This window comes from Halochromatium roseum (assembly GCF_016653315.1).
Lineage (GTDB): Bacteria > Pseudomonadota > Gammaproteobacteria > Chromatiales > Chromatiaceae > Lamprobacter > Lamprobacter roseus.
This window is the reverse complement of sequence record NZ_NHSH01000049.1, coordinates 81359-102083: the sequence shown is the minus strand read 5'-3', so window position 1 is coordinate 102083 and position 20725 is coordinate 81359. Positions and strand designations below refer to the sequence as shown.

The window sequence follows — 20725 nt, the reverse complement described above, 5'->3', positions numbered from 1 at the left end:
GCGCCCAATGCTTGGGGTGACCGACCGCAGACAACAACACCAACGAGCCCCGCTCCCGCGCGAGCGGCTCGACCCACCCTCCCTGAAGAGGCATCCTGGATGAGCCACGACCAACTCCCCGCTACCCTACGTCAACTCACCGAGGCCACCCACGCCGATCCTTTTGCCGTGCTTGGCCGTCATCAGGACGGGGATCAATGCTGCGTGCGCGCAATCCTGCCGCAGGCAGAGACCGTCTCCATCGCCGAGGTTCAGCAGGAGATGGAGCGCGTCAGTGGCACCGACATCTTCGAATGGCGAGGCCCGGCCGCTCACCTACCCGAGCATTACCGGCTGATCTGGCGCGACCAAGATCACCGTGAGCACATCGCGCACGACCCCTACAGCTTCCCACCGCAGGTCCCCGACTTCGACATGCACCTGTTCGGCGAGGGGCGCCACTGGCACGCCTATCGCCTGCTCGGCGCGCGGGTACACGAGACCAACGGCATTGCCGGAGTGCTGTTTACGGTCTGGGCGCCAAACGCGGCGCGGGTCAGCGTGGTCGGCGAATTCAATGGCTGGGACGGCCGCTGTCATCCGATGCGCGTGCACGGTAACGGCGTCTGGGAGCTGTTCATCCCCGATCTAGCGCCCGGCGTGCTCTACAAGTTCGAGATCCGCTCGCGCGACGGCGCCATCCTGCTCAAATCCGACCCCTACGGACGGCGCGCCGAGGTCCGCCCCAGCACGGCCAGCATCGTCGAGCCACCCAGCCAGTACCGCTGGCGCGACGAGTCCTGGCGCGAAGCGCGTGCGGCATACGACTGGCAGCACAGCCCGATGTCGATCTACGAGGTGCACCCCGGCTCCTGGCAGCGCGGCCCCGAAGGCGAGATGCTCAACTACCGCGAGCTCGGCGAGCGCCTGGTCGAGTACGTCAAAGATCTCGGCTTCACCCATATCGAGCTGATGCCGATCACCGAGCACCCGTTCGACCTCTCCTGGGGCTATCAGACCACCGGCTATTACGCACCCACCAGCCGCTTCGGCAGTCCGGATGATTTCCGCTACCTGGTCGATCACTGCCATGCCAATGGCATCGGCGTCATCCTCGACTGGGTGCCCGCGCACTTCCCGAAAGACGCCCACGGCCTTGGCCGCTTCGACGGCACCGCCCTCTACGAACATGAGGACCCGCGCCTCGGCGAACATCTGGACTGGGAGACCCTGATCTTCAACTTCGGCCGCACCGAGGTGAAGAACTTCCTGATCTCCAGCGCGCTGTTCTGGCTCGAGGAATTCCACGTTGACGGTCTGCGCGTCGATGCCGTCGCCTCCATGCTCTACCTGGACTATTCCCGCACCGACTGGCTGCCCAACCAATACGGCGGTCGCGAGAACCTCGAGGCCATCGCCTTCCTGCGCGAGCTCAACGAGATCGTCCACGATCAGGTACCGGGTGCACTGGTCATGGCCGAGGAATCCACCTCCTGGCCACAGGTCACGCGACCAACCTACGTTGGCGGCCTCGGCTTCGATCTAAAGTGGAACATGGGCTGGATGAACGACACCCTGGAGTACTTCAAGGAAGACCCAATCCACCGTCAGTACCATCAGGACGCGCTGACCTTCAGCATGCTCTACGCGTTCACCGAAAACTTCCTGCTGCCGTTCTCACACGACGAGGTCACGCACGGCAAGCGCTCCCTGCTCTACCGGATGCCCGGCGATGAATGGCAGCGTTTCGCAAACCTGCGCCTGCTGTTTACCTACATGTACACCCACCCCGGCAAGAAGCTGCTGTTCATGGGCAGCGAGTTTGGCCAGGGCGAGGAATGGGATAGCCAGCGCATCCTCGATTGGTATGTGCTCGAATATCCGTTCCATCAAGGCATTCAGCAATTGGTGCGGCGTATCAACCGACTGTACCTGGAGGAGCCACCACTGCATCAGCTCGACTTCAACGGCGAAGGCTTCGAGTGGATCGACTGCCATGATGCGCACAACTCCGTGCTGATCTACCAACGCAAGGGCCAACCCGCGGACGATAACAACGACTCGTTGCAAAGCGACCACCTTGTCGTTGCGCTCAATTTCACCCCGATTCCGCGCCACGACTATCGCGTCGGGGTTCCAGCTGCCGGCGCCTATCAGCAGATCTTCAACTCCGACGCATCGACCTTCGGCGGCAGCGGCGTCGACAACGGCAGCGCACCGATCAGCACCGAGCCGGTGAACTGGATGAACCACCCACAGTCTCTGCTGCTGACCTTACCGCCACTGGCCGGCATCGTGCTCAAGCCCTTGCCCACAGCCGCTGCCGAGGACGACGAGACCGCGGAGGCAGCCGCCGACTAAGCGATTGGCCGGCCTCGGATACATAAACGGCAGGTGGCAGGCCTTGCGGCCAAACCCAGCCCTCGAAGCACTCAGATCGCGCAGGTGAGCAGCGATGGCAAAAAAGCCAACGACCACGAAGAAGACCAAAGCACCCAGCAGCCGCAAGGCCGAAGCGCCCGTCGCACCTAAGGCCAACGCCGAAAGCGCGGCTCCGAAGCCGCAGGTCCCGAATCCTCAGGCCACGGGCACGCCGCCTGCCGACCCCGTAGCTCAGGCAACGGACCCAAGCCCGAAGTCGCCGGCCAAGACGACCGATGCGGAGGCCGCTAGCACATCTGCACCGTCCGCCACCAGCCCAAAGCCTGCGGCCCCGGCTGCAGCAGCGACGCCTGCTGCATCCATAGCCAAGCCAAACACGTCCTCGCCCGCGAGCAAGCAGAAGTCGGTTCGCTCTAGCAACAGCACAAAACCCGCGGCAAAGGAAGCACCCACCTCCAGCAGCCCCAGCAGCCCCAGCTCATCGGCACAGCCAAAAGCCACGCCGAAGCGGAAGCCGACGAGCAGCGAAGCATCAGCATCAGCACAGCCGCCGACCGCCGCTGCGCCCGCGACATCGACTCGCCCCGCTGCCGCGGCCAAAGGCGCGGCCGATCCAGCAGCGCAGTCCAAGGCAGAACCGAAGCCAGCGGCCCCGGCTGCCAAGGCAGCGGCATCAAAACCGCAGCCAGCCCACTCCGTCCCGGAGATCATTGAGGAGCCGCCACAGCCCGAACCAGTCGCAGAGCCCAGGAAGCCCAAGGAGCCGCTGATACAGCCCGTTGCGGAAACGACCGCGGAGCCGCAGCCGGAGCCCATTCCAGAGAGCCCCCCTGAACCACCGGTCGTCCATCATCCCCCGCGCCCCAGCCTGTTCATCGTCCAGATCACACCGGAGATGGCGCCGATCGCGAAGATCGGCGGCTTAGCGGACGTGGTCTTCGGCTTGAGCCGGGAATTGGCCATCCGCGGCAACCATGTCGAGATCATCCTGCCGAAGTACGACAACCTGCGCTACGACCACATCTTCGATCTACAGCCGGTCTACAACGACCTCTGGGTGCCCTGGTACGACGGCGCCATCCACTGCACGGTCTATTTCGGATTCGTCCACGACCGCAAGTGCTTCTTCATCGAGCCGCATTCGCACGACAACTTCTTCAACCGCGGCAGCATCTACGGCTTCCCGGATGACGTCTTCCGTTATGCCTTCTTCTCGCGCGCGGCGATCGAGTTCCTCTGGCAGTCCGGCAAGCATCCCGACATCATCCACTGCCACGACTGGCAGACCGCGCTGGTACCGGTGTTCCTCTACGAGTTCTATCAGGCGCTCGGCATGACCCATCCACGGGTCTGCATGACCATCCACAACTTCAAGCATCAGGGCGTCACCGGCGCCGAACTGCTGCGCGCCACCGGCCTGCATCAGCCTGAGCGTTTCTTCGATTGGGTCCGGATGGGCGACAACCATCACAAGAATGCGCTCAACCTCCTCAAGGGCGGCATCGTCTATTCCAACTTCGTCACCACCGTCTCGCCGCGCTACGCCTTCGAGACCAAAGATCAGGGCCAGGGCTTCGGGCTCGAGTCGACCCTGCACACCCATCACATGAAGTATGGCGGCGTCGTCAACGGCATCGACTACGACGTCTGGAACCCCGAGGTCGACCGCTACATCCCGGTCAACTACGGCCTCGGCAACCTCGACGACAAGTACGAGAACAAGCGCGCGCTGCGCCAGCGGCTGATGCTCGCCGACAATGAGAAGCCGATCGTCGCCTTCATCGGCCGGCTCGACCCGCAAAAGGGCTTGGAGCTGGTGCGCCACGCGATCTTCTCGACCCTCGAGCACGGTGCTCAGTTCGTCCTCCTCGGCTCCAGCCCCGACCAAGGCATCAATAACGACTTCTGGGGCCTGAAGCACATGCTCAACGACAGCCCCGACTGTCATCTCGAGATCGGCTTCGACGAGGATCTCTCGCACCTGATCTACGCCGGCGCTGACATCATGCTGGTGCCGAGCCAATTCGAGCCTTGCGGTCTGACCCAGCTGATCGCGCTGCGCTACGGCACGGTGCCGGTGGTGCGCACCGTCGGCGGCCTGGCCGATACCGTGTTCGACAAGGATCACTCCGACCGCCCGCTGCATCAACGCAACGGCTACCGGTTCGACAACTACGACGTGCCAGGGCTCGAGTCCGCGCTGATCCGCGCCATCGACTGCTACTACCAATACCCAGACCACTTCCGCGAGCTGATGAAGAACGCGATGAATGCGGACTACTCCTGGAACCACCCCGGCCAAGACTACCTGAATATCTACGACTTCATCCGCGATCGCTAAAGCGACTGCCCGCGACTGCTGGAACCGGCTGGCCAATCGCCAGACGGCTTCCGCTATCGCGATCATCAGCCGGTTCGCGGCGCTGCACGCGAGAGCCAGCGCTGATTGACCAGTCGGTCGTGTTAATTAAGGTACCCGTTGGTGAACGATCTCCGGCAACAGCCTCAAAGACGCGCGCTCATCGCCGACAGCGATCCCATGAGCCGCACACAGCTTGGCAAACAGCTCATCGCACTCAATCTGGATGTCACCTCGGTCAGCACCGGTGAGCCACTGATCGAACAGTTGCTGACCGCGGAATTTGATATCGTCTTGATCGACCTCAATTTGCACCAGAGTGGTCAGCTCCTGGACAGCATTCAGTTGGCTCGTGGATCAGGTCAGATCGTACCGATTGTCATCATTGCGAGGCACCTGCCCGAGGCTGAACAAGCGCGACTGAGATCGCTCGGTTGCCACCTGCTGTGGAAACCGTTCGATCTGACCGCCTTAACGACGCTGCTCGAGCAATGCCTGCAAGCCTCGAGTCCAGAGCACGCCTCGGCCAACCCAGCGATCTTAGGCGACGATGAGCAGCGCGCCTTGCAACGCGCCTTCATCGAGATACTGAACAGCAGTTATCTCGACGACCTGAGATCAGCCCTAGAACAAGGTTCCGCGAGCCAGGCTCAGGCGGTACTGCACAAACTCAAAGGGTCCGCGGGGAGTTTTGGCTATCATCGGCTCGGCGCGCTCGCTGCATCAGCGGATAGGTTGTTGCGTCAAGGATATTCGCTCCAGGCTGTCACGATGCAGATCGACCCCGTCATCGCCGAGGCCGAGCGTCTTCTACAACTCAATCATTAGATGGTTACTCGATGCCTTGGTCATGTAATCCCAATGACGTCAGCATTCTGATCGTCGACGATGATCCGATGCTACGAAAGCTCCTGCGCTCAACACTGCAGTCACTGGATCACACAAACATTCTCGAATCAGGCTCAGGTCAAGAGGCCGTGGATCTCTGCCAGAAGAACCCTCTGGATCTTGTCTTTTTGGACATCGAGATGCCAGGCGAGATGAATGGCATCGACGTCCTCAACGAACTCAGGAAGGACAAGCGACAGGTTTCGATCATCATGCTCACCGCGCATAGCACCATCGCCAATGTGCGTCAGGCCGCTGCGAGCAAGGTCAATGGCTTCCTAGTCAAACCGCTGAATCCTGAACGCATCGAAAAGGTCTTGGAGCATTACCATCATAGCCGCTGCGCCTAGCAAAGCGCGGACAACGGATGGCCGCATCCTATTGCCGCACAGCAAGAATGGCGGCAATCTCCTCGTCCCGTAGCACGACGGGATTGGTCTTCATGCTGCTGCCCCGACTATTGGCAACGATACGCGGATGATCGGCGCTGGTGACCCCCCAGGCTGAGAGGCGCTGCAGTTGCAAGCGCTCGGTCCAATCCCACAGCCTGTCGAGCAACGCATCCCAAGCGTCTTGCCGGCTCAAGCCCTGCTCGCCAGCGAACAGGCGGCCAACCGTAGCATAGGCCTCCAGGGCCGGATGCTCGGGCTCGCGCTGCTGCATGGCGCTCAGATTGATCTCTGTGGCCTTGGCGACCAGGGTGCCGCAGGCCATCCCATGCGGAATCGGGAAGAAGGCGCCGAGCGGCGAGGCCAAGCCATGCACCGAGCCGAGCCCGGTCTGCGCAAGACAGATGCCTGAGAGCAGTGACGCATAGGCCATGCCGGCTCGGGCCTCGGCGTTGTTCGGGTCTTGGTAGAGCGGCAAGAGCGCGTCACCTGCCTGTTTCAACCCGTCCAAGGCCAAGGCGGCACAGAGCGGATTCGAGCGCGTCGAGACGAAGGACTCCAGCAATTGCGTGAGCGCATCCATGCCGTTAGCCGCCAGCACCGAGCGCGGACAGGTTTGCAGGAAATCCGGGTCAACCAAGGCATCACGCGCGACCAGGGCCTCGTCGCGAAAGGATTTCTTGTAGCCCCCCTCGCCACGCTGGCTCAGCACGGCATTCTTGGTCGCCTCCGAGCCGGTGCCGGCGGTGGTCGGCAGCGCAACAAAGGGCAGCGCCGGCCCCTGATAGGGACGCTCCGGCCCCACCCCTTCGAGATGATCCAATACCGAGTGGCCAGGACGCAGCAGACCGGCGATGGCCTTGCCGGCATCCAGCGCACTGCCACCACCGATGGCGACCACGACATCGATGTCGGCCTGTTGATAGGCGCGCACCGCGGCATCGATCTGATCTGGGCTCGGCTCATCGGCGATCTGGACCTGCTCCACATGCACCTCCGCCGTGGCGAATGATTGCTCCAATTCCGTCCAGAAGGGCCCGGCCCGCAACGACGTCCCACCGGTGACCAACAGTGCCCGCCGTCCATAGCGAGCGGCGCGGGCGCCAACCGTCGAGCGCACGCCGACGCCAAACGCAATGCGCGGTAAGCGGGCGATCGAGAACGCTGACAGGCCCGCCATTATTCAGCCACCAGCATTTGATAGGCGATGCCTTCGCGCGGGCGCGCCATCATCTCGGCGACGGCCTCCCGCCAGGCCAAGTAATGGGCCGTCTCCTTGTGCGCACGCGCGGCCTCGGCATCGACATAGGCCTCGTAGAGGATGAAATGATTCGGATCGGCCTCCCCTTGCAGCAGATCGAAACGCAGGTTGCCTGGTTCTTGCCGGGATTGACGGCAATTCTCGTGCGTCGCGGCAATGAATCGATCCCGCGCCTCGGGAACCACCTGGATATGGACGAGTGTCGTTGACATTGATTTTCTCTCCTCAGGGATATTAGACAGACGATGGGGGCGGCTCGCTAACCAGCCATTGCTCGGTCCAGGCAACCGCATGCACGAAATCCTCATTCAGCTTCGCCACCACGGCAGGACTGAGACTTGAGAGATCACCGGATTCATGCGCATCTAACACATCCAACAGCTTGCCCATCTCACCCTCGCGCTTTAGCAAGGCATGTTGCATCGGGACGGAAAACGGCATGCCTTGGAGCAGCGTCGGCATCGGCAGGCCCTCGAAGGCATCCAGACGTGAAAACAGACCGAGGGTGAAGGCGGTATTTGGATCGATGCTGCGCACCCGTCGGGCGATGCGAGCCGCCATCGCGGCGCGCGTCAAGAGCATGCGCACCTGTACCGCCTCGACCGGATCATTGCGGCTGAGCAACAGAAAAGACGCGATGGTTTTGATCCGCTCTAAGCCGAGTCTCACCACCGCCTCATGCAGGGATTCGATGCGACGATTACCGCGCGAAAAGGCCGCCGAGTTCACCTGCGCGAACAACAGGACGCAAAAATGCGGATGCTGAGCCAGCAGTGCCTCGAGCTGCTCGAATTGGATCTCGTGCGAGCTGAGCTCGGCCAATAATCGGAGCTCGACGGCACGATTGCTCGAGCGTTTGCGACCGCTCTCCTTGACCTGCTTCGGTGGCAAGAACACGAACCCCATGAACCAATCGAAGGCGCCGGCATGAACACGATCCAGGGTTGCTTGGTCCTCGACAAAGGTCGCCAGTAACCGTAGTCCCAGTCTCTTGAAGTGAGCGGCGAGCTCCATGCAATCAGGGAGTCGACTATCGATCTTGACGAGATCGATCAACCTGATGGGAATCTCGGGGTAACGCTCGAAAACGGTCTGCGGTACGGCAATCAAATAGCCGATGGCGCGCAGGCGTTCGATCGCATCGAGCGCTGTCGGCGATTCGAAAAAATCCAATGTCAACTCCGCGAACAACTGCTCTGCGGGAAGCTCGAAAAATCCTGTATTTTCGATCCATTCCAATGGCGCGGTGAACAAGAGCATGCGATCGCCGACTAGGTTCTCGATACCCACCTCGTAGACTGCCGTCGAATAAGAGCGAACCGTTGCGAGAAAGGGATCATCAAAAGACGCCACATCCGCTCCACAATGCGAGCGATAGAGCAGCTTATCGGCGACATGATGCAGATTGCGATCGCAAATTGGCTGTAATGCGATGCAGTAAGGACTATGGTCGCTGTGTTCACTCATGAATCAGGCCGATATTGCTCAAGTCTGTCCTCGAGCAGAGGGCGGACATGCTGCAAGGTCGCGAATACCGCGTTCACTTGCCTGTCGACATCGGCCCAATCGCTCGGTTGATCGCGACAGCTCTGCTCTAGCACCCAGAACCCCTGTCTTGCCTGCTCCATGCATAGGGTCGCGCAGAGGCTTTTCAGCGTGTGCGCCTCCAGCTTCAGCGATTTTGCATTGCGTTGTTCGCAGGCCGCTCTCACGCGTTGCTCGGCAGCAGGGAGATCGTCTAGGAAACGTGAGAGGAACAGGATCAGCAATTCCTCTTCCGCACCCAATTGCTTGATCGCCTGATCCCAATCAAACTGCTGCGGATCGGCACCTGTCGTGGAGGGCTGACTTGGGGTTGCCGAGTCCAGATCGGCAAACGGCGCTGCGGTCTGGTCTTCTTCATCAACGCCGAGCCAGGTCTCCAGATCTGAAGAGGCTTGAGCTTGCTGCGTTTTGGCTTCATCGCTCGGTGATCGAAGTTCGGCATCGCGCTTGGGCAGCACCCGCTCCATTTCCTCGAACAACAACATAGAGTTGATCGGCTTAGCGACATAACCATCCATGCCCCGCTCAAGATAGCCCTCACGATCCCCTTTCATCGCCTTGGCGGTGAGGGCGATGATCGGCACCGGCGGCCATTGCTGTTGACGCTCGTATTCCCGGATTTGCTCGGTCGCCTCCAAACCGTCCATCGTCGGCATCATGATATCCATGAAAATGAGATCAAACCGTTCCTTGCGAGCCCATTCGACAGCTTCCCGACCATTATTGGCCAAGGTATAAGCCACCTTAAACTTCTTCAATAGCGCGATGATCACCTGCTGATTGATCGGATTATCTTCCGCGACCAGGATATTCAACGGTTGATCGGCAAGTGATGAGCGAGACCGGGTCGAAACGCCATCCGAGGTTTGGTCTTGTCGAAAGAGGAGATGACGCAGGTCGGCAAGCGTAACCGGCTTTGTCAAACACTCTTTCTGTGCAAACTGCCAACAGAGCGTCTCCTTGCCGTTGTAGAATGGACACGTCTTATGGCACGCATGTTGGTTTTGAGCCAAGTAGTCCTGGTCGCGTTCTTCCTCTCCGGCAAACGCCGAAGAACTCAAAATACGAATTTGCGCGGGACAGAGCAAACCCTCACGCAGCACCTCCTTCGCCATCGCGTAGCCGTCCATACCCGGCATGTTGGCATCCAGCAATAAGAGATTGAACGGCTGCTCGTCCTCGATCGCCTTGCGCAGCGCCAACAGCCCTTCCGGCGCACTCACCGCGGTCGCACAGGCAACCCCGAGAATCTCAAGCATGTGATGGATCACGGAACGATTCAGTGGCTCGTCATCAACCACCAAGATCCGATAGGTGGTTGCCGGAAGCGCCTGCACGCGGACATCCTCGACGATAGCCTCAGCGGCTGACTTCAGTGGCAGGGTCACACGGAAACAGGTGCCCTGGCCGACCTCGCTCTCAACCTCGATTGTCCCCCCCATCATCTCGACCAGTTCGCGGGTGATGGTCAGGCCGAGTCCGGTGCCCTCGAATTTGCGTGTCGTTTTGCTGTCGACTTGCTCGAAGGCATTGAAGATCGTCAACTGTTGCTCGGCTGGAATGCCAATGCCGGTGTCCTCGACCTCGAAGCAGGTCCATTGAGCGTTGCTTTCCTGGGACGCATGCGCTGGCCCCTGACAGGGTGACACGATGAGCTTGACGCTGCCCTGATCGGTAAACTTCAGGGCATTACCGATCAGATTCGACATGACCTGGCGTAACCGAGTGGGATCGATCTCAATCCAGCGCGGCAGTGTCGGCTCGACGTCATAGAGCAGATTGAGCCGCTTGCACAACGCATGGGGTACCTGGCTCTTGATCAACGCTCCGATGAACTCGAACAGGTCGGTCGGTTCCGGTTTTAGCTTGAATTTCTTCGCCTCGATCTTGGAGAGATCCAGGATCAGGTTGATGATTTCGAGCAGATGCTGCGCCGACAAGCGCGCCTGGCGGAGATAATCGCGCTGCTGTGGCTGAAGCTCGGTCTCGAGCGTAATGTCCAACATCCCCATCACACCGTTCATCGGTGTGCGGATCTCATGGCTCATATTGGCGAGGAACTGGCTCTTGGCCACGTTGGCCGCTTGCGCCGCCTCGATCTGCTGTTTCAGTTGCGCATCGTGCAGGCAAGCGAGCGCCGAGTACGCCAACTTATCCATTAAGACATTCAACGACAGCAGCAGACTGCGCGAAAGGCTCGGGCCGATCCGTTTCAGGATGAGCACACCGATCTTCGCAAGATAGAAGGCGTAATAGGTCGAGGTGCCAAGCTCGCTCGCGTGCGGCAAAGCGCCAGCTTCGGCCGCTGTCTGCCAAACCGCGAGTTCGGCCTGGTTCGCCGGCAAACTCAATTCGGTGACGAAGTCCTGCAATTCAGACGATTTGCGTGCGGTCTTGGGCACCACATAGAGATCCTTCCAAGTCAGCGCTTCTGCGCGCATTTGCGCCTGCTCTTGCGACGGCTCTCGCGATCGCCCATTCCTGACCTGCGTGTCAGCGTCAGCGCCGTATTGCAAGACCAGGGCAGCCTGACAGTTCAACTGGCGCATGATCGTGCCCACGGACTGCTTGAGCATGGCCTGCAGATCCAGACTGTGGCCAATCGCCAGCGAGATCTCATAGAGGATCTCGAACTCTTTATGCGTGTCCGTTTCAGTCATGACCGCTCTCAGGCTTGCCGAGGGCTCGGCTGGGCATCGGCCTCGTAGGCCCGCATGAACTCAAGCAAACGCTCCGGCACCAGCGGACGGGCGATCAGGAAACCCTGAATCTCATCGATGTTCAGCGCATCGAGATAATCGCGTTGGGATTCAAGCTCGACACCCTCGGCAATGGTGGTCAAACCCAGGTGGAAGCTCAGGGTGCTGAGCGCGGTGACAATCGCGCGATTGCGTTTACCTCGTGTGATCTCTTTGACGAAGGCACGATCGATCTTCAAGGTATCCAGCGGAAATTGCAGCAGATAGGACAGCGACGAGTAGCCCGTGCCGAAATCATCGATCGCGATGCGGAAACCACACTGCTTATATTTGCGCAGATTGAGCAGGGTCTGTTCCGGCACCTGCATCGCGGTGCTCTCGGTGATCTCGAGTTCGAGGTTCTCGGGCGGCAGCTGATAGCCCTTGATCAGTGCACACAAGCGATTGATGAGTTGCGGGTTCTCGACCTGTGCTGCAGCGAGGTTGACCGACATCCGCAGATTCAGCCCCTGTTGCAACCAGTCGACGGCCTGACGAACCGCCTCCTCCAAGATCCAATCACCGACCTCATGGATGAGTCCGGTCTCCTCCAGGATAGGTATGAAATCTGCCGGCGAAACGATCCCGCGTTCGGCGTGGTTCCAACGCAACAGCGCTTCCACGCCCTCAATGCGCTGGGTCGCCAGACACTGCTGGGGTTGGTAGACGAGAAAGAATTCCTGTTTCTCGAGCGCGCGGCGCAGATCGGTTTCGAGAATCACCCGCCCTTCCGCACGCGCCTCGCGAATCTCCGAGAACTGGATGAAGCGCCGACTCGGATCGCGATTGGTCTCTCGCTCCGCCGCTTGCGCGGCCTGAATCAGGCTGGCCGCCTCCTGACCATCGTCGGGATAGATGGCCAGGCCCATGCTGCAATCGATATAGATCTCGCGCCCATTGATCGGCAAGGACAGGATCAACTGGCTCAGCAGCTGCGCTTGGAGCGTCGCGAGATCGGTGCTCTCCAGCGGGATCGCCATGCCGAAACTGTCCGACTCGAGCCGGCACAAGAGGCTATTGGAGGGCAGCAGTTGTCGCAGCCGGTTGGCCAGGGTCACGATGACCTCATCGCCTTGCACCGGACCAAAGGCCTCGTTGATGCGATGCAGGCGATCGATATCGATCACCAGCATGCCAGTGCGCGCCTCGGCATGCCGATCGCGCTCGAGCCGATCCGCGAGCAAGCGGGAAAACAGCCGATGATTCGGCAGATGGGTCAGCTCGTCATGCTCGACCAGATAGAGCGTCTGGTCCTCGAAGGCGCGCAGAGCGGTCACATCCTGAAAGGCGCCAACGATGATGCCATCCTCGATCTGTGGACTGCTTTGCAGCTTGATGATGCAGGCGTTACCGGCGCGCGCCAGCTCGATCTCCAGATCCAGCCCCGCCGCCCGCGTCCCGGCTTGATCGAAGGCCAGCTGTAGGCGTTGGCGCTGATCCGGGCGCGCCTCCTCGATGAGTGCCGCAACGCTGTTCGGCATGGCTGCGGAGCGGCCAAGCAGGGACGCCGCATCCCGCGACCATTGCAGCTGCCCGGTCTCGATCTGGAGCCGCCAAAAACCCAGCTTTGCCAATTGGCAGGCGCTTTGCTGCTCCAAATGGATACGGCGCAGGTGCTGTTCACGCTTGGCACTAGCGAGCGCATAGCGCACCCGCTGGGTCAGGATCGGCAGATTGATCGGCTTGGTGATGAAGTCGGTTGCGCCGGCATGGAAGGCCTTGGTCACTGACTCGTTATCATCAGAGCCCGTCACCATGACCAACGGAATCATCTCGCCCCCCTCTCGCTGACGAATCGCGGCGACGGTCTCGAAGCCATCCAGCTCCGGCATGCTGACGTCGATCAGCATCAGATCGGGCTTGGCGGTCTCGAAGCACTCCAGGGCCTCGAGGCCATTGCTGGCCTCGGTCACCTGATAACCGGCTCGGGTCAAGCCATGCTGGATCAGCAGTCGGATACCCGGGTCGTCGTCCACCAGGAGGATCTTGGCTGGGGTCTCTTGCATGAGTCATTACCGCGGATGCCGCCCAGATGCCGAATCGCTGTCGACGCGGTAGAGGACGATGAACAAGGATTCTGTCAGCGCCTGTGCCAATCAACGCCGTCTCATCATAAGGCTTCTCGTCGAGCCTACCTGGTCGACCCCACCTGGTCGACCCCACCTAGTCGAACAAGATGCTGAACACCGATGTCTTATTATAGAACTCGAGGAAAGCGTCGCCAGTATTGGCAATCTCGCCGAGGGTAAAGGCTCCATTCACGGGCCGCTCTTGCCCGACCGCATTCAGCTCATCGGCGATGCGCTCACCAAGGAAGAGCACACGCGAGATGCAATCGATGAACAGATAGCTTGCCGACTCCTCGCCGCCACCCCCAGGCTGAGCCATCTCGCGCGCCTTGGTCGCAGCGGCGATCAGACTGTCCGGCGTCCCATTGAGCAGCCGTAAAAAGGACCCCTCAGGCACTTCGCCGACGCACACCAGATGGCTTCCGTCGGCGACCATCAGAGGATCGCGCACCACCATTTCAGTATCCAATTTGGTCATGCCGAAGGGATAGGATTTCGCCAGCGAAAAGAACGCCTCCGCCTGCATCACCTGACCGCTGTGTGCCTCCACCATGCGCTTGTAGACATCAAAAGCGGGCTCCCAATCCAGGGTCATGACGACATTGCCCTCAGAGCGAGTGACCTTCATCGGCTCGCTGACCGGCTGCCAACCATGCGTGACGCCGAGATGGCTGCGGATCGGTAGGCGCGCCAGGACGGCGACATCGGCCAGCAGCCCGGCATTGGTGAGGATGCAGGGTTTTTGTTGAAAGCTCAACGAACCCGCGCCACCGCCGATGAAATTGTTCTCCAGACCGAAGTTGGTGAATAAACCATCGACCAGCGCGCTGATCCGGCTCGACAGCCCATCGACATAGACCAGCATCGTGGTCACCTCCGGCGGCTCGGGCCAGTGCTCGGTGGCGAGTTCGACCCGCTCGTCGAAATCCGCCCCCGCGTCGCTCAATCCATGCACACAGGCGATCTCGGGCACGGCGCCAAACGCAATCAACAAGGTGCCGCGTTCGTAGTTCTGGTTCTGGTACGTGACCTGCGGGAAAATCCCTCCGAACAGGGGCATCTCGCAGGCCTGCAGGATCGGATCGAGCTGTTCCGGTTGCCAGCCGTTGGCGTCACAGGCAAGCACCATCAGGCCGCCAATGGCCGCCTCGGCGTTTAGCGCATGCAGCGCGGCGAGCAGACCGTCGGCAGTACCACTGGGATCGAAATGGGCGCGCATGGCTCTTGTCTCTCGTCCTGAACAGGATCTGTATCTCGCTAATGGCGTCCAGTCTATCAGCTTGCGAATCCCTGCTGGACGTTAACGGCTAGGCTCTTAGCAGCTAGGCTGCTCTCAGCAGCTAAATGCTAACGCCCATGGCCGCTTGCCACATCGGAAGATGAATCGTCAGAGCTGAGCCATCGGTGGCACGCCCGAGCGCGCAGAAACAACCCATTGAGGCGCCCACCTCAGCTCCGCAGGTATACTGACGCCTGTTGAAACCAGAAACCGCTATGGCAGCGCTCTATGAAGAAAACGGTTTTCTACGCTCTAACCCTGGTGATCCTACCAAACACTCTGGGTGCCTGCTCCTGGGCCGGTAAGACGACGGGCAAGGCCGTCAACGCCGTGGAGCAAGGCGCTGCGGAATTCGAGCAGAGCTATCAACAAGTCCGCTCGTCGAAAGAACGAGAGCAAGCACGAGAGCAAGCACAAGAGCAAAACGCCGAATGAAACTGTACAACCTGTTTCCGCTGCTCGCCGGCCCGTTCGACCGCTGGACGCCGCACCTGGAGCGTGCCGCCGCGATGGGCTTCGACTGGATCTTCGTCAACCCGATCCAACAGCTCGGACGCTCCGGCAGCCTGTACTCGATCGCCGACTATTTCGCGATCAACCAGACCCTACTCTCCCCCGACTCCAAGCTGGAGCCAGACGCCCAGGTGCAAGCCATGGCCGAGATCGCCGGCGAGCAGGGGCTGTCGCTAATGATCGACCTGGTCATCAACCATTGCGCTGAAGACAGCCCCTTAGTGACCGAGCATCCCGACTGGTTCCTGCGCCACAACAACCGCATCGCGCATCCGTTTTGCGTCGAGGCCAACGGCAACAAGGTGGTCTGGCGTGATCTGGCACAGTTCGATCATCAGCGCGCGCTGCAGCAGGCCGATGATCCCGACGGCTTCCTCGCCTATTGCGTGCGTCTGGTCGAGCATCTGATCGGGCTCGGCTTCCGCGGCTTTCGCTGCGATGCGGCCTACCAGCTCCCAGCCGCGCTCTGGGAGCAGCTGATCACCCAGATTCGCGAGCGCCATCCGGATACCCTCTTCGTTGCCGAAACCTTGGGTTGCAGCCCGGAGCAGACCCGCGAGACCGCCGAGGCGGGCTTCGACGCCATCTTCAACAGCGCCAAGTGGTGGGACTTCAACGGCAACTGGCTGCTCGATCAATATGAGCTGACGCGGCAGATCGCGCCCTCGATCGGCTTTCCCGAGAGCCATGACACGCCGCGGATGTTCGAGGAGTTCCATCAGAATGCCGACGCCCTGCGCCAGCGCTATCTGTTCACGGCACTGTTCGCAAGCGGCGTGATGATCCCGATCGGCTTTGAATTCGGCTTCCGCCGCCGGCTCGATGTGGTCGAGACGACGCCCGACGATTGGGAGACGCCGAACCTCGATCTCACCGACTTCATCCGCCAGGTCAACGCGATCAAGGACGCGGTACCCCTGCTTGATGGCGAAGGTCGCATCGAGCGGCTTGATCACCCGGACCCGGCGGTCTTGGTGCTGCGCAAGCAGGCGGCTGCAGGTCCAGGTCAGGCCCTCTTGGTGATCAACAAGGACCCTTGGGCGCGGCAGCGCTTCTACGTCGACGACCTACGCCACCTGATCCAGTCACCCGGGCCGATCCGCGATCTCTCGCCAGACTGGCCGATGGCCGAGCTGCCGGCCCCGTTCGAGTTCTGGCTTGGACCCGGCATGGCGCGCGTGCTGGTCTCGTCTGATGCCTAACCCAGGTGCCAAGTGACTGCGCCGAGCGCGAAGAAACCAATTTCACCGGGCTGCGGCCTCAGGATGATCCATTAACGCTGCTTCCGCTGCTCGCCAGCTCGTCGACGGCCACCGATCGCCGTAACCCGACTCTGGTGGCCATTGCTGCCGCCCTCCTCATTGAGCGCGCCGCCCGTAATCACCGAGCGCAACGCCTGCTCCGCACCCACGGCAAGCGGCCGCACCCGACTGCGCTCTAGATAGAGCGTATAGCCGCCGACCTGGTAACTCATCGGCAAGTAGACCGCCACGAGATTCTGTTGCTTAGTCTCGGTGTCGACATCAGCAAACGGCAGGTCAGCATGCTCCTGCATCATGAACCCGACCAACTGCACCGTGGCATCGCCAACCGGCAGGGTCACGACAACCGGTCGCCCCAGATCTTGGTCACCGGTACGCGCAAAGAACCGGGCAATGTCCTTCAACCCCTGAAACAGACTCTTGACCAGTGGGATGCGATCCAGCACCTGCTCCGCAACCTCGACCAGCCAGCGCACCAGAAACAGATTCGCGAGCAGTCCAGCGGCCAATGTCAAAACCAAGCCCGCCACCAACCCCATCCCCGGGATATACCAGGCGTCTGGCAGCAGATGCCGAAGAAAACCGCCAACAAAGATCTCGACCGACCGCCCTAGCCAGATCAATAAAGCCAGCGTGATGATCAGCGGCGCGAGCAAGGCGATGCCTTGCAGAAACCAGGTTCGTAGTCGACTCAGCAGCGAGGACTCTTGCATCGAAGGGCTCCAAAAGGCGTGCGTGCGGCGCTGATCCTGTCTGTGACGTTCATAGTTGCTGTCTACCAGCACACTTAGAAACTGTCCATCAACTTCTTCCCGATTTGAGGGCCACTGTTGGGCGATGATCGGGAAGTAGAAAATGGACAGTCACTTAGCTCAGACGAAGCTCTACAATCGAGGGGCGGCATCGCCCACCGAACAGACACAAAAAAGCCGCAATGAAGCGGCTGATTTATATCTGATTTTATGGTGGCTACGGCTAGATTCGAACTAGCGACATCGGCATTATGAGTGCCGCGCTCTAACCAACTGAGCTACGTAGCCAAACAAGCCGCTAAGCATAGCCGCGCATGACAGATTGGTCAAGGTCCGGCGCGCAGCCTTTGCAGCTTACCCGTTGAAGCTTAGACGTTGAAACGGAAGTGGACGACGTCGCCATCCTGCACAATATACTCCTTGCCCTCGCTGCGAAGCTTGCCGACCTCCTTGGCGCCCTGCTCGCCCTTGCAAGCGACGAAGTCATCATAGGCGATGACCTCGGCGCGGATGAAGCCGCGCTCGAAATCGCTGTGGATCACGCCTGCGGCCTGGGGTGCGGTGGCGCCGGCTGGGATGGTCCAGGCGCGCGCCTCCTTGGGGCCGGCGGTAAAGTAGGTTTCGAGGCCCAGGAGCCGATAACCGGCGCGGACGACTCGGTTTAGGCCGGGCTCCTCCAACCCAAGATCAGCCATGAACTCAGCACGCTCGGCCTCGTCGAGCTCGACGATATCGGCCTCAATGGCCGCACAGACTGGCACCACAACAGCGCCCTCTGCCGCCGCATGCGCGCGGATGCGTTCGAGCAGCGGGTTGTCGTCGAAGCCATCCTCGGCGACGTTGGCGATGTACATGGTTGGCTTGGACGTCAGCAAAAAAAACTCACGCAATTCGGCACGCTCATCAGCGCTGAGATCCATGGATCGGACCGGCAATCCTTGATCGAGATGGGCGCTGACCCGCTCGAGCAGCAGCTTGCGCGCGAGCTGGCTCTTATCACCCGTTTTGGACTGTTTGGTCGCCTTATCCAGCGCCTTGCTAACAGACTCCATATCCGCCAGCGCCAACTCGGTATCGATCACCTCGATATCGCCAATGGGATCGACGCGCCCGGCGACATGCACCACATCGTCGTTCTCGAAGCAGCGCACCACGTGCGCGATGGCGTCGGTCTCGCGGATGTTGGCGAGGAACTTGTTGCCGAGCCCCTCGCCCTTGGAGGCCCCGGCCACCAGCCCGGCGATGTCGACGAACTGCATGGTGGTCGGGATCACATTGGCCGATTTGGCAATGCCGGCAATCACATCGAGCCGTTCGTCTGGCAATGGCACCACGCCGACATTGGGATCGATGGTGCAGAACGGATAGTTCTCGGCGGCGATGCCCGATTTGGTCAGCGCATTGAACAGCGTCGATTTGCCGACGTTGGGCAGTCCGACGATGCCGCATTTAAAACCCATGCTGGTGCCCCGCTGGCAAAAGCCGCCGATAGTAGCCGAAGCCAGCCGGCGCGGCCAGTGGCGAGCGCGGCCGCTCGCTCAACAGCCGCTGTCGCCGCCGCGATCGTAGAGATCGTCAAAACGCACGATGTCGTCCTCGCCGAGGTAGCTGCCGGATTGCACTTCGATGATCTCAAGCGGGATGGTGCCAGGATTTTCCAGCCGATGGGTGGCACCCACCGGGATATAGGTCGATTGGTTCTCGGTCAGGAGGAAGGTCTTGTCATCGTTGGTCACCTTCGCCGTCCCCGAAACCACGACCCAGTGCTCGGCCCGATGATGATGCATCTGCTTCGAGAGCGCTTCACCGGGCTTCACCGTCAAGCGCTTGACCTGGTAGCGACCGCCCATGGTGATCGACTCGAACGCGCCCCAGGGGCGGTGCACGCGCTGATGATGGCGGTGCTCATTGCGCTGCGAATCGCTCAAGAACTTGGTCACGGCCTTCACGTCCTGCGCGCGCTCGCGATCGACGACCAAGACCGCGTCTGGAGTCTCGACCACGATCAGGTTATCGACCCCAACCGCAGCGAGCATTCGGCTCTGGGCAATCAGCAGATTGTTGTGCGACTCGTGCACGAAGGCATCGCCATCGAGCACGTTACCCTCGCCATCCTGCTCGCGCACCTCCCAGAGCGCAGACCAGGCGCCGACGTCGGACCAACCAGCATCGAGCGGCAGAACGATGGCCGGATGCTCGGGCGCGGCATCGGCCTGCGAGAGTCGTTCCATGACCGCGTAATCGATCGAATCGCTCGGGCAGGCCTTGAACGCCGCGGTCTCAAGCCGGCGGAACTCGCCGTCAGCCCGACCCGCTTCCATCGCCAATTCACAGGCCTCGGCGATCTCGGGGCGGAAGCGCCGGATGAGGTTCAGCCAGACCGAGGCGCGGAGCATGAAGATGCCACTGTTCCAGAGGTATTCGCCGCTCGCCAGGTAGCGCTCGGCGGTCTCGCGATCGGGTTTTTCGACGAAGGCATGCAACCGATACGCGGCGCCATTCAGCGCGGCGTCGGCATGCTTCTCGCCCTGCTGGATGTAGCCGTAGCCGGTCTCTGGCTTAGCAGGCACGATACCGAAGGTGATCACGGCGCCCTGCTCGGCCAGCGCCGCGCCATCGGCGACCGCGCTGCGGAAGGCTTCGCCATTCGCGATAGCATGATCGGCTGGCGCAACGAGTAAGATCGGATCATCTGCGCTAGCCGCCGCGAGCGCGGCCAGCGTCAGCGCCGGTGCGGTATTGCGACCGAATGGCTCGAGCAGGATCGCCGCCGGCGAGCGCCCGAGCAGCCGAAATTGCTCGGCAACCAGGAACCGATGCGCCTCGTTGCAGACGATGATCGGGTCGCGCAGCAGGAGGCCCAGACGCGGATGTTCATCCACCAGCCCGTCGAGCCGCAACGCGGTATCCTGCAGCATGGTCTTGCTGCCGGTCAGGGGCAGGAACTGTTTCGGATAGGCCTCGCGGGAGAGCGGCCAGAGCCGGGTGCCGGAGCCTCCGGATAAAATCACAGGCTGCAAGTGCATGACGTTTCCTCTAAAGCAATCGATGGGGCGTCCGCGTCTCTCGACTCTGTCCCGAGTCAGCGCAGGGCTTAGTGTAGTGACCTAGTGTAGTGACCTAGTGTAGTGACTTAGTGGCTGACCATTTTCTACTTCCCGATCATCGCCCACCATGGATCCTCAAAGCGGGAAGAAGTTGATGGACAGTTTCTTAGTGCGATTACTCAGTACGGTTAATTTGGTTGAGCGATGGCAGTATATACTGACTGATTCCGATGGCTCATGGCCTGATTCCGATGGCTCACGG

The 20725-nt window shown here is 60.8% G+C and carries 15 protein-coding genes and 1 tRNA gene; 6 read left to right on the top strand and 10 right to left on the bottom strand.

Annotation, left to right across the window (positions count from 1 at the left end):
* The first annotated feature begins 99 nt into the window (after nucleotides 1-99).
* The 4 genes from glgB to CCR96_RS08665 all read left to right on the top strand — a co-directional run bounded on the left by glgB (nucleotide 100) and on the right by CCR96_RS08665 (nucleotide 5958).
* Complete coding sequence (gene glgB / locus CCR96_RS08680) at nucleotides 100-2340, top strand: 1,4-alpha-glucan branching protein GlgB (protein WP_201219735.1); 2241 nt, start codon at nucleotides 100-102, stop codon at nucleotides 2338-2340.
* Between the two features lie 94 nt (nucleotides 2341-2434).
* On the top strand, nucleotides 2435-4702 hold the full coding sequence (locus CCR96_RS08675; protein ID WP_201219734.1) for a glycogen synthase: 2268 nt from the start codon (nucleotides 2435-2437) through the stop codon (nucleotides 4700-4702).
* 141 nt (nucleotides 4703-4843) lie between these two features.
* Entirely contained in the window at nucleotides 4844-5548 is a 705-nt protein-coding gene (locus CCR96_RS08670) for an Hpt domain-containing response regulator (protein WP_338035848.1), read from the top strand.
* Between the two features lie 11 nt (nucleotides 5549-5559).
* The gene (locus tag CCR96_RS08665; protein ID WP_274601092.1) at nucleotides 5560-5958 is read left to right on the top strand and encodes a response regulator; all 399 of its coding nucleotides are present in this window, start codon (nucleotides 5560-5562) and stop codon (nucleotides 5956-5958) included.
* A gap of 28 nt (nucleotides 5959-5986) precedes the next feature.
* Here the strand turns inward: CCR96_RS08665 and CCR96_RS08660 are convergent, their stop codons facing one another.
* The 6 genes from CCR96_RS08660 to CCR96_RS08635 form a co-directional block, all read right to left on the bottom strand.
* On the bottom strand, nucleotides 5987-7177 hold the full coding sequence (locus CCR96_RS08660) for an iron-containing alcohol dehydrogenase (RefSeq protein WP_201219731.1): 1191 nt from the start codon (nucleotides 7175-7177) through the stop codon (nucleotides 5987-5989).
* Nucleotides 7177-7470 carry a putative quinol monooxygenase gene (locus CCR96_RS08655; protein WP_201219730.1) on the bottom strand — a complete coding sequence of 98 codons (294 nt, stop codon included), beginning with the start codon at nucleotides 7468-7470 and terminating at the stop codon, nucleotides 7177-7179. The genes CCR96_RS08660 and CCR96_RS08655 overlap by 1 nt, the downstream gene beginning before the upstream one ends.
* Nucleotides 7471-7492: 22 nt before the next feature.
* Nucleotides 7493-8725, bottom strand: a complete 1233-nt coding sequence (locus CCR96_RS08650; RefSeq protein ID WP_201219729.1) for an EAL and HDOD domain-containing protein — start codon at nucleotides 8723-8725, stop codon at nucleotides 7493-7495.
* Complete coding sequence (locus CCR96_RS08645) at nucleotides 8722-11463, bottom strand: response regulator (RefSeq protein WP_201219728.1); 2742 nt, start codon at nucleotides 11461-11463, stop codon at nucleotides 8722-8724. The genes CCR96_RS08650 and CCR96_RS08645 overlap by 4 nt, the downstream gene beginning before the upstream one ends.
* Before the next feature lie 8 nt (nucleotides 11464-11471).
* Entirely contained in the window at nucleotides 11472-13547 is a 2076-nt protein-coding gene (locus CCR96_RS08640) for a two-component system response regulator (RefSeq protein ID WP_201219727.1), read from the bottom strand.
* Nucleotides 13548-13704: 157 nt separating this feature from the next.
* A complete protein-coding gene (locus CCR96_RS08635) occupies nucleotides 13705-14829 on the bottom strand; it encodes an FIST signal transduction protein (RefSeq protein WP_201219726.1) in 1125 nt (374 codons plus the stop codon).
* 288 nt (nucleotides 14830-15117) lie between these two features.
* Between CCR96_RS08635 and CCR96_RS08630 the strand changes: the two genes are divergently transcribed.
* The gene (locus tag CCR96_RS08630; protein WP_201219725.1) at nucleotides 15118-15324 is read left to right on the top strand and encodes a hypothetical protein; all 207 of its coding nucleotides are present in this window, start codon (nucleotides 15118-15120) and stop codon (nucleotides 15322-15324) included.
* Nucleotides 15321-16604: an alpha-amylase family glycosyl hydrolase gene (locus tag CCR96_RS08625; protein ID WP_201219724.1), complete on the top strand. Its 1284-nt coding sequence runs from the start codon at nucleotides 15321-15323 to the stop codon at nucleotides 16602-16604. The genes CCR96_RS08630 and CCR96_RS08625 overlap by 4 nt, the downstream gene beginning before the upstream one ends.
* A 71-nt stretch (nucleotides 16605-16675) precedes the next feature.
* On the opposite strand, the gene CCR96_RS08620 is transcribed toward CCR96_RS08625, so the two are convergent.
* From CCR96_RS08620 to CCR96_RS08605, 4 genes are all read right to left on the bottom strand, one after another.
* Nucleotides 16676-17377, bottom strand: a complete 702-nt coding sequence (locus CCR96_RS08620) for a DUF502 domain-containing protein (RefSeq protein WP_201219723.1) — start codon at nucleotides 17375-17377, stop codon at nucleotides 16676-16678.
* A 250-nt stretch (nucleotides 17378-17627) separates the two neighbouring features.
* Nucleotides 17628-17704: transfer RNA gene (locus CCR96_RS08615), tRNA-Met, on the bottom strand.
* 80 nt (nucleotides 17705-17784) lie between these two features.
* On the bottom strand, nucleotides 17785-18876 hold the full coding sequence (ychF, locus tag CCR96_RS08610) for a redox-regulated ATPase YchF (RefSeq protein WP_201219722.1): 1092 nt from the start codon (nucleotides 18874-18876) through the stop codon (nucleotides 17785-17787).
* A 78-nt stretch (nucleotides 18877-18954) separates the two neighbouring features.
* Nucleotides 18955-20442, bottom strand: coding sequence for a mannose-1-phosphate guanylyltransferase/mannose-6-phosphate isomerase (locus CCR96_RS08605; RefSeq protein ID WP_201219721.1), 1488 nt, complete (start codon nucleotides 20440-20442; stop codon nucleotides 18955-18957).
* Between the last annotated feature and the right edge of the window lie 283 nt (nucleotides 20443-20725).